The sequence below is a fragment of the Micromonospora sp. FIMYZ51 genome (genome assembly GCF_038246755.1).
Classification (GTDB): Bacteria; Actinomycetota; Actinomycetes; order Mycobacteriales; family Micromonosporaceae; genus Micromonospora.
In genome coordinates this window covers 6,441,880-6,455,922 of sequence record NZ_CP134706.1, presented here as the reverse complement: position 1 = coordinate 6,455,922, position 14,043 = coordinate 6,441,880, and the positions used below count along the sequence as shown (strand labels likewise).

Below are 14,043 nucleotides of genomic sequence, written 5' to 3'. Positions count from 1 at the left end.
CCCTACTCGTTGCCACGCGAGGAGCACTCTTCGTCAACTTATATGAGGAAGGCAAGGTATGCAAGGAAGTGGAGAAGCTTGTCGCTCTTGTATTCCTCGTGATCGAATTGGAGGTGCCACGCGAGGAGTGCCATGCCATCGACGCCGGATTACATCCGCATCTCCGACGAGATCATCGCTGATGTCAGATCGGGAAAGTACAAGCCGGGCGGCAAGCTGCCCTCAATCGCTCGCCTCTGCGAGCAATTCCAGGTCAGCCCGTCCACGATCCAGCTCGTCAACGTGCGGCTGGAAGCCCTCGGGGTAATTGATCGACGGCAGGGCAAGGGAGTGTTCGTGACTGATCCGAGCACCTGGCTGCGTAGGCCCTGAACGGCACGGGCCGCCGGTGTCGTAACCGGCGGCCGGCCGTACCGCATTTTCCTGACCCGGCGATGCCGGTAGGCGGGATCAGCCGATCTTGCGGCGGGTCTTGGCACCCCACCTGGCGACGGTCACCAGCAGGGCGCCGAGCCCCAGCAGGATGCTGCCGACCAGGCCGACGGCGGCTGTCGAAGCCCCGGTCAGTGGGAGGTCCTGGTGCGCGGACATGTTCTCACCTCCCTCACCTTGTCGAACCGACGGCGATGCGGGCCGGGGAGTCCCAGACGCACCTGTCGACAGTTGGCTGACGGAACGCCTTCACCAGTGCGTGTACGAGGATCACCCGGTACAACAGGTCGGCGACGATGATCAAGGGGAGGAAGAGGGGCAGCTGCCGATGCCGCAGCCGCCACGCTGCGAGCAGCACCCACATCGCGTGGCCGGCAAGCATGAACAGCAGCCCGAACAGCAGCCCTGGGCCGGCGGTGGCGAGCAGCCAGAGGGTCAGCGGGCCACCGGCCACGTAGAGCAGCCAGTGCAGCATCAGCAGGACGTACGCGAAGTCGAAGCGGGTGGTGTGCCGGCCGACCCGATGGCCGATGATCCCTTGGAAAGTCCCCCACATCCAGCGCAGGTTCTGCCGGTACCAGTCGGGCAACGTGGTCGGGTCCTGCAACTGGGCCAGCGCGCGGGGCGCGTAGACGACCTTGCCGAGGTTGCGCCGGTGGGTCTCCAGCACCCAGTACGTGTCATCCACGATGTAGGGCGGCTGCTGGGGCAGGAGCAGGTCCAGCAACTCGGTCCGGTAGATCGAGTTGGAGCCGGAGATGCAGTTCATCACGTTGAAGTGGCTCTGGATGCGCCGGATCACCGCCTGGTACATCCAGTAGCTGTAGGCCCGCTTGGCCAGCCACGGATTCCACGCTCACGTTCGACGACGGCGCGGAGGCTGGCGGAACAACCTTGTAGTCAAGATCTTCAAGTGCCTTGGCGGCGACCGCCGGCGCGTCACGGACCGCCGGGAGTAGCTGAATGTCCGCGAACTCGCTCGCGAGTCTGATCAGACCGGTGGAGACGCTGTTGTCAGCTCTCGTCATCGTCGAGCAGATAGTCGATCGATCGGACCATCTCGTAAACGCTGCGCTCGTCGGGGCGCAGCTCGAAATTCCGACCCAGGTCGTACAGCGTCTCCTTGGACATATGAACGCGCTCCAGGAGACGGTCGCGCCATGCTCGCAGCTCTTCGGGAGTCTTCACGATGGCCGTGCCCATCGTTGCTCCTCTCGCTGGCGGCGAAGTCGCTGTCAGTGCCACATCGCCTTCCTGCGCCGAATTCGACAGACCGCATAAGTCTTGCCACTAACAGTGATCGATTGAGTGGTCCGTACGGGTGCGGTCCTGTCGCCTTCGCGACAATCGTTCAGGTAGGTGATACGGCGAAGGTGGCCGCCGGCCCGGGACGGGTCGACGGCCACCAGGTGTGTTGACGGGATCAGATGCCGGTTGCTCTGGTGCAGGTGGCGGCCGGTTCCAGGGCGAAGTCGAGGGTGCCGACGATGCCCGCCTCGATCTGGTGGCGCCGCACCTGCGGCACCCAGCCGTCCTTGGCCACGATCACCTCGTACCGGCCCTTCGGCAGCCACCAGGCGTACCGGCCGTTGCTGCCTGCGGTGAGCGTGGTGCCGGTGCCGGTCGAGATCAGGTTCACCCGGACGGTCGCCGGGATGCCGACGGTCACGCCACCACAGGTGGTGCCGGTGACGGTGCCCTGGATCTTGCCCCAACTGGCCGGCGGTGACACGTTCATCGCCACCGACACCGGGGTGACCGGGTACGGGGTGTCCGAGACGAAGGCCAGTTCGCCGCCGTACCGACCCGGTTGGGCGACGCCCGCCTCGGCGGTGGCGGTGAGCGTCACGGTGACCGTCCGGGAAGCGCCCGGGGCCAGGGTGAAGGTGGTCGGTGCGCCGCTGAGCCAGGGCAGGTCGGCGTCGGCCGCGCAGAGTTCCAGGCCGCCGAGCCGCTCGCTGTCCGCGCTGCCCACAAAGGAACTTGGCGAGCCGCCGACCTTGTACGCGCCGCAGGCGGCAGCGCCCCGGTACCGGGCAAACCGGGCGTTCGGCAGGTCACGCCAGGCCCCGGTGGCCGGATCGAAGCCGACGGTGCGGTTGGTGACCGTGGTCGACGCCGCCGTCACGCCACCGGCCAGCACCAGCATTCCGCCGGCCGCCGCGTACTGCGAGCCCCACAGTTCCAGGGGGAGTGCGGGCAGCGGGCTCCAGGTGTCGCTGGCCGGGTCGTACCGGTAGGCGTCGCTGTACTCGGTGCTGCCCGTGCCGCCCGCGCAGTAGACCGCGGCACCGATTCCGCCGCAGGACAGCCAGGAGACCGGGTGCGGGTACGCGGCGCGGGTGGCGAACGAGCCGGTCGCCGGATCGAAGACCACCAACTGGTCGGAGTCCGTGCAACTGGTGTCGGCACAGCCACCCACCAGGTACACCTTTCCGCCGACCACGGCCATGCCGGCCGCCGCCGTCGGTGCCGGGTTTGTCGCACCGGGCAGGGTGTGCCAGGTGCCGACGGCCGGGTCGAAGACGTCGACCGTGGCGTTGACGTCGCTTGTCGCCCAACCGCCGATCACGTAGAGCTTGCCGTCGATCGCTGCCACGGCCGGCTTCGAGCGCGCCGTCGGTAGGTCGGGCAGGGCGCTCCAGGCGTTCGCCCCGGGGTCGTACGCCCATGCCTTGCGCTCGGTGCCGGTGCTACCGCCACCGCCGACCGAGTAGACCTTCCCGTCCAACCACACCGCCGCGTTGTCGTAGATCGCTGCCGGCAGCCGGGCGATCTCGTCCCAGCTGTCCGCGGCGGCCGGTCCGACCTCGGGCGTCGACCCGCCGTACGCGGTGCCGGTCCGGGTCTTGCTGATGCCCTTCACCTTCTGCTCACGCAGCGGTGCGCCATCCTGGTTGAGCAATTCGAACCGGCCGGAGCGGTCCAACAACTCCACCTCGGCCGGCGCGGTTCCGGTGTTGCGCACGGTCAACCGGGTGGTGCGGGTGCTGCCGTACGGCTGATGCGACTCGATGCTGGTCGGGCTGACGGTCAACCGGCCGGCGGCGAGCGCGAAGTCGGCCCGACGTACCCCGTCCGCGGTGACCGCCCCGTCGGCCGTTGCCGGCTGGTACGGCGTCCGGCTTGCGGTGAACGGGTGGCTGCCGGTCAGACCGGAGAAGAGCCAGTAGAAGCCGTCCGGTTCGCCCGCGTCCTCCGGCGTGGCCGCCGACACCGCCCGGTCCGCTGGCCGGTCGTCGCTGACCACGCTCACCCCGTTGAGAGCGGCACCCGTGGTGCGGTCGGTGGTGGTACCGACGACCAGGCCGCCGGGCACCGGCGAGCACTCGCGGTTGACCACCTCCACGTCGTCCACCTGCCACCACCAGGCGAAGGTGCCCTTGAAGCGGAAGCGGACCAGGGCGGCGGAGGCGTTGCCCGCCACGGTCAGCGGCACCTCCTCGACCCGGGGGCCGCGCCGGCTGGCGGTCTGGTGCCAGACGTTTGTCCAGTTGGCCCCGGCGTCGGTGGAGACGTCGATGTCGGCCGTGTCGCTGATGCCGACCGCCCGCCAGTCGCTGCGGAACCGCAGCACCGGCGCGGCGGCCCCGGTCAGGTCCAGCGGCGGCGTGATCAGGTCGGTGTCCTGGCTGTTGCCGCTGCCCAGGGCATCGCTGTCGATGATGGCGAAGCGACCGGAACCGCCGGTGAGGTTGCCCCGGGAACGCGGGTCGTCGAAGACCCAACCACCGGAGGCGGTGCGGTTGGTGACCGTCCAGCTTGCCGGGGCGCTCGCATCGTCGAACGCCTCACGCAGCAGCGGCTCGCCGAACCTGCCGGTGTAGCCGGCAGCGGTGCAGGCCGCGTCGACCGGCACGGTCACGTCGACCGTGGTGGTGTCGTCGCCGACCGACACCTCGCGGACGACGGTGCGATAGCCCGGGTACCGGGCGGTGACGGTGAGCCGGTACGACGAGTCGCTCGGCACGGTGAAGGAGTAGCGGCCGGTGACCGGGTCGGTGAAGACCGTGCCGGGACGCCCGGCCACCTCGATCTTCGCGTACAGCGGCCAGCCGTGGCCGGAGCCGTCGGTGACCTTGCCGCGTACCGTCACCGTCGTTGCCGCGAACAGGGCGAAGTGCTGGGTGACGGCACCGCCCTCGGGCACGGTGACGGTCGCCGACTGACCGGCGTAGCCGTAGGCACGTACCGCCAGGGCGGTCTCGCCGGTCGGCAGGCTCAGTGCGTACCGGCCGTCGGGGCCGGTGGTGGTGCTGCGGGTGTCAGCGGTCACGGTCGCGCCGGCTACCGGGTCGCCGGTACGCGCGTCGCTGACCACGCCGGTGACCCGGCCGGACCCGCTGCGGGGTGCCTCCCGCACCGCCGCGTACGCGTCGAGCCGACCCTCGCCGAAGACGTTGTTGTCGGCCGGGGTGCCGCCGCAGGTGGTGGCGTCGACGTCGCGGGCGGTCCGGTCCAGCAACTCCTCCGTGGCGTCGAGGTCGCCGCGCAGGCCGGGTGCCGCCGACCAGAGCAGCGCCACCGTGCCGGCGACGTGTGGGGCGGCCATCGAGGTGCCGCTCATCGTGGCGTATCCGCCGCTCCGGACGCTGGAACGGATGCCGCTGCCCGGCGCGGCGATGTTCGGATTCAGTGGATCGGCACCGGAACCGCGGCCGGAGAAGCTGGCGATGTTGCCGTTGACGTCGTACGCCCCGACCGCGTACGAGTCCGGGTAGTCGCCGGGCGAACCGGCGCTGCCGCAGGCCGGGCCGTCGTTGCCGGCGGAGAAGACCGGGAAGATGCCGGCCGCCCGCCAGGCGGTGACGGTCTGCTGGTACCAGGCGTCACCGCCGTCACCGCCCCACGAGTTGTTGACGATGTCGGGCCGCAGGTCGGGCCGTGGATTGCGCCCGCTGGCATCGGTCGGAGCGAGCACCCACTGGCCGGCGGCGAGCAGGGAGGCGTCGGTGCACTCGTCGGACTCGCAGCCCTTGGCGGCGATCCACCGCGCGCCCGGCGCGACGCCGATCTGGTTGCCGGCACCGTCGTCGCCGACCATCGTGCCCATGGTGTGGGTGCCGTGGTCGTCGTTGTCGCAGGGCGCGGCGGTGGGGCAGACCCCGGCCGGGTCGAACCAGTTGTAGGCGTGGTCGAAGCCGCCGCCGGTGTTGCCGCGGTAGGAGCCGACAAGCGCGGGGTGGTCGTACCGGACGCCGGTGTCGATGTTCGCCACCACGACACCCTCGCCCCGGTCACCGAACTCGTCCCATACCTGAGGTGCACCGATGTTTGTCAGCCCCCATTCGACGGCGGCGGTCCGGGCCCGCGCGGTCTCGGTGGGGGTGGGCCGCACCAGACGGTAGCTGCGGCTCGGGGCGATCCGGGCCACCTCGGGCCGGCGCGCGATCTCCTCGACCAGCGCCTTGTCGCCCTCGACCCGCAGCGCGTTGGCGATCCAGTACCCGGTGTGCGGCACCTTCCGCTCGTCCAGGACCGCCCGCAGGTCGCGCTGGGTCCGGGTGGCCGTGCTGGTGAGCAGTTGATGCACCGCGCGGGCCCGGCCGTCGGGGTCAGGCAGCGCGGTCGCCTGGGCGAGCGGGGCGGTCTCCCGCAGGTACACCATGAAGGTCGCGGTCGGTGCGGTGTCCAGCCGATCGAGCAGCCCCGCATCGACGGCGGCCCGATGCGGTGCCGGCCCCGGTGCCGGCGCGGCGAGCGCGGGCTGGGCGGTGCCGCCCAGCACGGCAGCGGTCAGCAGCGCCACCGCCCGCCAGCGGGTGGATCGTGTGGTGAACAAGCTTCCTCCCCCACGTCGTCGGTCCCGATCTCTTCGGGCCCGCACATCCGCGCGCCGGGCATGCCGTCGCGGAGCGGTCAGCGCGATGTGGGTGGCTCCTGGTGAGCGCCTGCCCGCTGAGAGTCATGCTCTTGCCCGGGGTGGCCGGTGATCAATGGGCGGCGTCGGTCAGTACTCGGTCAGTGACGGGTCGCAATCCTGACCGTTAGTCTGAGTGGCGGGCGCCATCGGTGGCCGTCTTTGTCGACGGGCGAGAAGTCGCAGGTCAGCGCAGTACTCTCGGGGAGGCAGCGTGTCCGGTGGAGAGATTCCGATTCTGGTCTGCGTCAGCTCCGACGCCTCCGTCCGGCAGCGGGTGGTGCAGCGTCTCGACGGGGTGGGTCCACTGGTGATCTGCGCGGACCTGGCCCAGCTCCGCGCGATGTTTCCGGCCCCGCCGATGGAGACCGGAACACCGGACGGCGCAACCAGCGATGCGTGGGCGCAACGCTCGGGCAGTTGGCGCGACCTCGTGGTCGACCGGGCCGGCCACCTGGTCACCTGGCGGGGCGTACCGCTGGGGCTGACCCGTACCGAGCGGGAACTGCTGGCCCGGCTGGCCGAACCACCGGTCACCCTGTGGAGCTACGAACGGCTCTTCGCCTCCGTCTGGGGCGGCGCGTACCTGGGTGACACGGCGATCCTGCACTCGGCCGTGAAGCGACTCCGGCGCAAGCTACGCGCCCTGCCCGACGGGCCGCAGGTGCAGACCGTCCGGGGGGTTGGCTACCGACTGAGCGCGCCACCCGAACCGGTCGATGGTCGAGATCCGGACGCGGAACCACCGGACCCCGCCGACAGCTGACCGCCGCGCCGGGCGTGACACCATGGCCCGGTGAGCGGCGCAGTTCAGATGGGGTACGTCCCACCCACAGATTCCCGGCCACCGGCGGCGGGTCCGCGCTGGCCGGGCTGGCTGGTCGCGCTGACCGTGGCCTGGGCGGTGCTGCTCGCCGGTCTCACCTGGTTCTCCACCCGCAACGACCCGCCGACCGTCCGGGAGCAGCGGACCCTGACCGAGGCCGGTCCGGTGGTCGACGGTGCGATCGGCGAACTGGTCGCGGCGGCGTCCGACGGGGTGCCGGCGATGGTCCCGCCAGAGGTGCACCGGGGCTGCCGGGTCACCCCGTTCGCTGACGGCGCGACGCTGAGCCGCGAGGTCGAACTGGCGGTGCCCGGCGGCGAGGAGCGGGCCGTGCTGGAGCGGATCGCCGAGCGGCTGCCCGCGAAGTGGCGGGCCGGCGTCCGGGTCACCCCCGACGGGCCGCGGCTGCGTGCCGACGCGGGCGAGTTCGTCGTCGTGCAGGGGCGTCCGGTCACCGACGGTCGGATCCGGTTGGCCGTCGACACCGGCTGCCGGCCGATCGGAGACGGATACGACCGGCCCGGACCGGGCGATGCCGGTGCCGGTGCCGAGGTCGGCGGGCTGGCCGAGGCGCTGCGCGCCCTCGGTGGCGCGGGAGCCGGCAGCGAGTTGGCGGTGACCGCGCCCTGCCCCGGCGGCGGGGTCGCCCGTACCGCCTGGTCCGGCGTGGGCGAGCCGGGTAAGTCGCCGCAGGCCGCACTCGCGTCGCTGGCGGGCGGCACGCCGGTCGTGGAAACCCCCGAGGTGTACGCCTACCGGCGCGGCGGCGTGGCGGTGCTGGCCGACCTGCGCCCGGACGGGGTACGGGTCGCTGCGACCAGCGGTTGCGCGGGCTGAGCGTACCGGCTCACTCCGGCCGGGTCGGCTCGTCGCGCTGGGTCCGGCTGCGGCCCAGCGCGTCCACCCGACCCCACCGCCCCGGAATGTCCAGCAGTTCCACCCGACCCATCCCGGCCGGCACGTACGGGTCGATGATCAGATGCTCGCCCTGCGGTTCCAGCCCGAGCATGACCCGCAACAGCAGCATCGGCGTGCCCGCCGACCACGCCTGCGGACTGCACGCGGTCGGATACTGCACCGGGTACTCGGTGAGGTCGCGTTCGTACCCGGCGAAAGCCTCAGGTAGCCGGCCGGCGAAGTAGCGCGACGCGCCGAGCATCGATTCACAGATCCGCCCGGCCTCCTCCCGGAAGCCGTACTTCCACAGCCCCCAGGCGATAAGCGAATTGTCGAACGGCCAGACCGTGCCGACATGGTAGCCGATCGGGTTGTACCGACCCTGGTCGTCGGCGAGGGTGCGAATGCCCCAGCCGGAGAAGAGGCGGGGACCGAGCAGGTGGGCGGCGACCGCACCGGCCCGCGACTCGTCCACGATGCCGCTCCAGAGCAGGTGCCCGATGTTGGAGCTGAGTGCGTCGACCTGGCGGCCGTCGGCGTCCAGCGCCAGCGCGTAGTACTCCCGGTCGGGCAGCCAGAAGTCCCGGTTGAACCGTTCCTTCAGCGCGGCTGCCTCCCGTTCCAGCCGGTCGGCGTACTGCGGGTCGTGCCAGCAGAGCCGGGCCAACCGGGCGCCCCGGAGTTTGGCGTCGTACGCGTAGCCCTGCAACTCGCAGGTGGCCCGGGGAAAGCCGGGCAGTCGACCGTCGGCGTAGGAGATCCCGTCCCACGAGTCCTTCCAGCACTGGTTCTCCAGGCCGTTGCGTGGGTTGCGGGTCTGGTACCAGACGTACCCGGTGCCGAGCAGGTCACTGTACGAGTCGATCCAGGCCAGCGCGGCCCGGGCGGCGAACTCCAGCCGGGTGACCAGTTCGGCGTCGCCGGTCCACCGCTCGTACTCGTCGAGCAGGATCACGAACAGCGCGGTGGTGTCCGCCGCGCCGTAGTACGGCGAGTGCGGCTGCTCCTCGAAGCCGGCGCTCTCGCCGTACCGCAGTTCGTGCAGGATCTTGCCCGGCTCCTCGTCGCGGAAGTCGTCGAGCCGGTGGCCCTGAAGGCCGGCGAGCATCGTCAGGGTCGGCGGGATCAGCTCCGGTAGGAACGGCAACACCTGGAGCGAGGTGATGATGCTGTCCCGGCCGAACAGCGTCATGAACCAGGGCAGCCCGGCGGCCAGCAGCCGGACGCCGAGCGCGATCGACTCGTACCGGAGCGCGGCCAGGTCCTCCAGGCTGCGCCGGTACGCGGTGGCCAGCGGCTCGCAGTCGCAGCCCAGCTTCGGCGCTTTCCGGACGAACTCGGCGTGCTCGGCCTCGATGTCGGCTGTCTGGCGACCGCCGGCGAGCGGCAGCCGGGCGCGGACGTCCTCGCCCCGGGCGCCGTAGATGATGGTGGAGACCGTCAGCCGGGTGGTCCATTCGCCGTGCGGTCCGACCCGGATCGGGAAGGTCATCCCGGTCTTGTCGATCCGTGCGGGCTCGCTGCTGCGCACCACCGTCTCGCGGTGGAACGCCTCCCGGACGTACCTCAGGCGCAGCGAGTCCTCGGTCACCAGGGCAGTGTTGCTGCCCTTCTTGCGCAGGACGTCCTTCACCTCGAAGAGGTCGGCGAAGTCCGCGCCCATCTCGACCCGGATGGTGAACGTGGTGTCCTGCCCGGAGTGGTTCAGCACCGTGATCTCCTCCTCGAAGCCACGACAGATGGCCCGACTCCGGATCACGGAGACCTTGGCGTCCAGGTAGTGCGTTGGTTCACCCGGCACCAGGAAGTAGCGGGTCCGGAAGGACTCGGCGTCGTCGATGGAGAGGGCTCGCAGCCGCTCGCCGTCGAGCAGCAGCAACCAGGTGGAAAGGAACCTGGTGTCGAAGATGAACAGGCCGGTGGGGGAGTCCAACGAGGGCTCGATGTCCCCATGTTGGTCACTGACCAGGAAGGTGTTGCCGTCCAGGATGCTTACCAATTGCCTCACCCGTTCCGGGTAACGTGCGCGCGGGCCACCTCGCGCGGATCCCGGGTGCCGGGCGCGGCCGGGAAGAAGCGGCGGAAGGCGAGGAACAGCACCACGTTCCCGGTGTACGTGCTCTCGTTGCGGAACAGCGCGGCAAGCGCCTGTGCCCGGCCGGTGACGAGCCGGTCGAAGAGATCCAGGCCGCAGTACCAGATCGCGTCGGCCGCATCCGAACCCTGCTCGACCTCGGCCGTTCCCGGCCGCATCCGGACCAGCCAGTGCTCGGTGCGCTGACCGTCAGAGAGGTCGATCCGCAGCGTGCCGCTGATCGGGGTGCGTAGTACCTCCGGGGCGCGGGCCGGCAGGGCCGCGAAAAACTGCTGGGTCGCCTCGCTCACACCCGAATCGTAGGCATTAGTCCGACTCGCCGGGCCGGGTTCCGTCGCCTTGCCGTCCTGTTCGACGACTCAGTAGACAAGCACCTGGGCGCCCTCTGCCATCGTCTCCTCGACGAACACGGCGGCTCCGGCGATCCGGACGCCGGGCAAGACGTCGCCGGTGCCGATGTCGCGGCGGGCCGCGCACTGGGTGCAGGCGGTCACCGTGCCGGTGGCGAGGATCACGTGCAGCAGCTCGGCCAGCGGCGCCGAGTGCGGCAACTCGAACTCCTGCGCCCGGCCGGGCAGGGCGAACCAGGTCGACTCGCCGGTCAACCAGAGCGAGACGGGCACCCCGGCGGCGGCTGCGGTCGCTGCCACGGTGAATGCCTGGGCGCAACGCTCGGGCGCATCGGAGCCGGCGGTGGCCTTGACGACGAGAGTGCGGGCCATGCCGCCAGCATAGGATGGCCCGGATGGTCACCGAGATCGGGTTCGTCAGCCTGCTGGTCGCGGGCCTGGGCGCGCTCGCCGGTGGCCTGGTCTACCTGGCGGTACGCATTTCGAGAGGCAAATAGTGAAGGTGGTTCAGTGAGCGCGAAACCGTCGGACGAAAATCCGCTGGCCCCGCCACCGTGGTTGAACGCGCCGCCGGTCGACCCGTACCCCTTCGAGGAGAGTCACGACCTGCGGGTCGGTCCCAAGCTGCACCCCGCCCTGGACGGGCTGCTGCCGTACATCGGCGTCTGGCGGGGCCGGGGCCGGGGCGGCTTCCCGACCATCGAGGACTTCGACTTCGCGCAGGAGATCCGGATCAGCCACGACGGCCGGCCGTTCCTGCACTACGAGTCGCGGGCCTGGATCCTCGACGAGCAGAGCCGCCCGGTGCGCCCGGCCGGGCGTGAGGTGGGCTGGTGGCGGCCGGTGCTGGCCGGCGACCGGGCCACCGACGAGTTGGAAGCCCTGCTCACCACCCCCACCGGAGTGATGGAACTGCACCTCGGCCGGCGCAAGGGCACCCAGGTCGAGTTCGTCACCGACGCGGTGGTGCGCACCTCCACCGCCAAGGAGGTCACCGCCGGACATCGGCTCTTCGGCATCGTCGAGGGCGCCCTGCTCTACGCCCAGGACATGGCCGCCGTCGGCCAGCCGCTCTCCCCGCACCTGTCCGCCCGGCTCATCCGGGTCGCCGGCTGACCGGGCTCAGGGCACCGGGAAGCCGAGCAGTTCCTGCAACGCAGGGGTACGCGGGCTGCGGGGCAGCGGCTCGCCGTCGAGGCTGAGCACCGCCACCAGGCCGCGTACGGACGAGGTCAGCCAGACACCGTCGGCGTCGCGCAGGCCGGCCGGGGTGATCATGTGTTCGGCCGCGTCGCAGCCCACCTGCCCGGCCTGGGCGAGCAGCCAGCCGACGGTGGTGCCGGGCAGGATGCCGGTGCGTCCGGCCGGCACGGTGCAGAGCGTGTCGCCGGCCAACCAGACCAGGTTGGCGGTCGGCCCCTCCAGTAGGTAACCGTCGGAGGAGACCCAGAGCACGTCGTCGACGCCCGCGCGGGCGGCCCAGCGGCGGGCCGCCATGCTCGCCCCGTACGACGTCGACTTGATCCCGGCCGGCAGCCAGTCCAACTCCGGCCGGGCCTCGGCGGGCACCCCCAACGAGAGGGTGGCCACCCGTACCCCGTCGCGCCTGGCCTGCCGGGCCGCCGGTGGGACCGCCGACAGGGTGGCGTAGACGCTTGGTGGTCCGCCGCCCTCCGGCCCGCGCGTGCAGACCAGCCGCAGCGCGCCCTCCACCTCCGCCGGCCACCCGGCGGCAACGGTGTCCAGGAGTTCGACAAGGGCCGCGTCGTCCGGCAACGTCAGCTCCACGGCCGCCGCGCCGGCCCGCAGCCGGGCCAGGTGCGCCTCGCGCAGCCACGGCCGCCCACCGCGCAGGTGCATGGTCTCGAAGAGCCCGTCGCCGCGCAGCACACCGAGGTCGTCCCCGCGCAGCACCGGCTCGTCGGCCGGCACCAGACCCCGGCCGAGCACGCCGATCCGTGACGGCACCATGACGGCCGAGCATAGCGGGCGTACCGGTCGCGTCGGGAGGAGCGCGAAGGGCCGAACTATGATCGAGGGGTGTCCGAATCCTCCCTTGCGGAACTGCTCCGCGCCCGTGGGCTGCGGCTGACGGCGCAGCGACAGCTGATCCTCCAAGCGGTGCTGGACCTCGGGCACGCCACCCCCGAGCAGGTGCACACAGCGGTACGCGAGGTGGCCGCCGGGGTCAACATCACCACCATCTACCGCACGCTGGAGCTGCTGGAGCGGCTCGGCCTGGTCACCCACACCCATCTGTCGCACGGTTCGCCGACCTACCACGCCGCCGGTGAGGACCAGCACGTCCATCTGGTCTGCCGGGACTGCGGCGCGATCGACGAGATGGAGCCTGCACTGCTGCGCCCGCTGGCCGACCAGTTGGCGCGCGAGCGGGGTTTCCGGGTGGACATCGGCCACGTCTCCTTCTTCGGTCTGTGCGGGCGTTGCGGAAACGGGGACCAGGAATGATCGACATCGCGGGTGCGGTGGCTGTGCAGAGCATCGACGAGGCCAGCCGCGACCAGCCGGAGCCGGCCCACGCGGCAGCCGGGGTACGCGGCGTGGCCGCCCACTACGGCGACCCGATGCGCGAGCAACGCCTGCTGGACACCGAGGTCGGTCTGGTGGACCGCTCCCATCGGGGGGTCGTCGCGGTACCGGGCGCGGAGCGGATCTCCTGGCTGCACACCCTCACCACCCAGCACCTGGCCCAGCTGAGCCCGTGGCAGGGCACCGAACTGCTCGTGCTCTCGCCGCACGGCCACGTGGAACAGCACGCGATGGTCGCCGAGGACGGCGTCACCACCTGGCTGGACACCGAGCCGGGCGCCACCGGGGGCCTGCTGGGCTACCTGGAGAAGATGCGGTTCTTCAGCCAGGTGGAGCCGCGTGACGCCACCGCCGAGTACGCGGTGCTGTCGTTGGTCGGGCCGAAGGCGACCGAGGCGGTGGCGGTGCTCGACGTGCCCCCGCTGGCCGAGCCGGAGTTCGTGGCGGTGCCCGGCGCCAAGTTCCGCGCCGGTGAACTGCCGCCCCGCCCGACCGCCCGGTACGACGTCAAGCCGCTGCCGACCGGTGGCTGGGCACGGCGTGGCCCGCTCGGCATCGACCTGCTGGTACCCCGGGCCGCCATGGACCAGACGGTCGCCCAGCTGCGCGGCAACGGGGTGCCCGCGGTCGGGCTGTGGGCGTACGAGGCGGTGCGGGTGGCCGCCCGACGGGCCCGGGTGGGCGTGGACACCGACCACCGGACGATCCCCGCCGAGGTGGACCTGATCGCCCCGGCCGTACACCTGGACAAGGGCTGCTACCGGGGCCAGGAGACCGTCGCCCGGGTGCACAACATGGGCCGCCCGCCGCGCCGGCTGGTCCTGCTGCACCTGGACGGGGTGACCACCGACCAACTGCCGACCGCCGGCACCCCGGTCACCCTCGACGGGCGGACCGTCGGCTTCGTCGGCACCGCCGTGCACCACCACGAGCTGGGCCAGATCGCCCTCGCGGTAGTGAAGCGCAACGTCCCCGACGACGCCGCCCTCCGCGTCGCCGACAGCGCCGCCGCCATCGACGTGATGTAAGGAAG

General features: G+C 71.3%; 15 protein-coding genes. 7 read left to right on the top strand and 8 right to left on the bottom strand.

What is annotated here, in order from left to right:
• Positions 1-132: 132 nt before the first annotated feature.
• A complete protein-coding gene (locus QQG74_RS29050; protein WP_341717833.1) occupies positions 133-372 on the top strand; it encodes a winged helix-turn-helix domain-containing protein in 240 nt (79 codons plus the stop codon).
• A gap of 78 nt (positions 373-450) precedes the next feature.
• On the opposite strand, the gene QQG74_RS29045 is transcribed toward QQG74_RS29050, so the two are convergent.
• The 4 genes from QQG74_RS29045 to QQG74_RS29030 form a co-directional block, all read right to left on the bottom strand.
• Positions 451-591, bottom strand: a complete 141-nt coding sequence (locus QQG74_RS29045; protein ID WP_341717832.1) for a hypothetical protein — start codon at positions 589-591, stop codon at positions 451-453.
• Between the two features lie 13 nt (positions 592-604).
• Positions 605-1,246: a glycosyltransferase family 2 protein gene (locus tag QQG74_RS29040; RefSeq protein ID WP_341717831.1), complete on the bottom strand. Its 642-nt coding sequence runs from the start codon at positions 1,244-1,246 to the stop codon at positions 605-607.
• 200 nt (positions 1,247-1,446) lie between these two features.
• Complete coding sequence (locus QQG74_RS29035) at positions 1,447-1,635, bottom strand: hypothetical protein (RefSeq protein WP_341717830.1); 189 nt, start codon at positions 1,633-1,635, stop codon at positions 1,447-1,449.
• A 220-nt stretch (positions 1,636-1,855) separates the two neighbouring features.
• Positions 1,856-6,214 (bottom strand): S8 family serine peptidase, encoded by a 4,359-nt coding sequence (locus tag QQG74_RS29030; RefSeq protein ID WP_341717829.1) that lies wholly within the window; start codon positions 6,212-6,214, stop codon positions 1,856-1,858.
• A 292-nt stretch (positions 6,215-6,506) separates the two neighbouring features.
• Between QQG74_RS29030 and QQG74_RS29025 the strand changes: the two genes are divergently transcribed.
• Both QQG74_RS29025 and QQG74_RS29020 read left to right on the top strand, forming a co-directional pair.
• The gene (locus tag QQG74_RS29025; RefSeq protein WP_341717828.1) at positions 6,507-7,058 is read left to right on the top strand and encodes a winged helix-turn-helix domain-containing protein; all 552 of its coding nucleotides are present in this window, start codon (positions 6,507-6,509) and stop codon (positions 7,056-7,058) included.
• Positions 7,059-7,088: 30 nt separating this feature from the next.
• The gene (locus QQG74_RS29020) at positions 7,089-7,955 is read left to right on the top strand and encodes a hypothetical protein (RefSeq protein ID WP_341717827.1); all 867 of its coding nucleotides are present in this window, start codon (positions 7,089-7,091) and stop codon (positions 7,953-7,955) included.
• A gap of 10 nt (positions 7,956-7,965) precedes the next feature.
• Here the strand turns inward: QQG74_RS29020 and QQG74_RS29015 are convergent, their stop codons facing one another.
• The 3 genes from QQG74_RS29015 to QQG74_RS29005 form a co-directional block, all read right to left on the bottom strand.
• Positions 7,966-10,023 (bottom strand): glycogen debranching N-terminal domain-containing protein, encoded by a 2,058-nt coding sequence (locus QQG74_RS29015; protein ID WP_341717826.1) that lies wholly within the window; start codon positions 10,021-10,023, stop codon positions 7,966-7,968.
• The gene (locus QQG74_RS29010) at positions 10,020-10,400 is read right to left on the bottom strand and encodes an SCP2 sterol-binding domain-containing protein (protein ID WP_341717825.1); all 381 of its coding nucleotides are present in this window, start codon (positions 10,398-10,400) and stop codon (positions 10,020-10,022) included. Before QQG74_RS29010 ends, QQG74_RS29015 begins: the two co-directional genes overlap by 4 nt.
• 69 nt (positions 10,401-10,469) lie before the next feature.
• A complete protein-coding gene (locus tag QQG74_RS29005; RefSeq protein ID WP_341717824.1) occupies positions 10,470-10,832 on the bottom strand; it encodes a DsrE family protein in 363 nt (120 codons plus the stop codon).
• 23 nt (positions 10,833-10,855) lie between these two features.
• On the opposite strand from QQG74_RS29005, the gene mtfM reads away from it, so the two are divergent.
• Both mtfM and QQG74_RS28995 read left to right on the top strand, forming a co-directional pair.
• Positions 10,856-10,957: a small membrane protein MtfM gene (mtfM, locus tag QQG74_RS29000; protein WP_341717823.1), complete on the top strand. Its 102-nt coding sequence runs from the start codon at positions 10,856-10,858 to the stop codon at positions 10,955-10,957.
• A 13-nt stretch (positions 10,958-10,970) separates the two neighbouring features.
• Complete coding sequence (locus QQG74_RS28995) at positions 10,971-11,576, top strand: FABP family protein (RefSeq protein ID WP_341717822.1); 606 nt, start codon at positions 10,971-10,973, stop codon at positions 11,574-11,576.
• A 6-nt stretch (positions 11,577-11,582) separates the two neighbouring features.
• Here QQG74_RS28995 and QQG74_RS28990 read toward each other — a convergent pair whose 3' ends face one another.
• Positions 11,583-12,431, bottom strand: a complete 849-nt coding sequence (locus QQG74_RS28990) for an aminotransferase class IV (RefSeq protein WP_341717821.1) — start codon at positions 12,429-12,431, stop codon at positions 11,583-11,585.
• Between the two features lie 69 nt (positions 12,432-12,500).
• On the opposite strand from QQG74_RS28990, the gene QQG74_RS28985 reads away from it, so the two are divergent.
• Both QQG74_RS28985 and QQG74_RS28980 read left to right on the top strand, forming a co-directional pair.
• On the top strand, positions 12,501-12,929 hold the full coding sequence (locus QQG74_RS28985; RefSeq protein WP_341717820.1) for a Fur family transcriptional regulator: 429 nt from the start codon (positions 12,501-12,503) through the stop codon (positions 12,927-12,929).
• Entirely contained in the window at positions 12,926-14,038 is a 1,113-nt protein-coding gene (locus QQG74_RS28980) for a folate-binding protein (RefSeq protein WP_341717819.1), read from the top strand. Before QQG74_RS28985 ends, QQG74_RS28980 begins: the two co-directional genes overlap by 4 nt.
• The last annotated feature ends 5 nt before the right edge of the window (positions 14,039-14,043 follow it).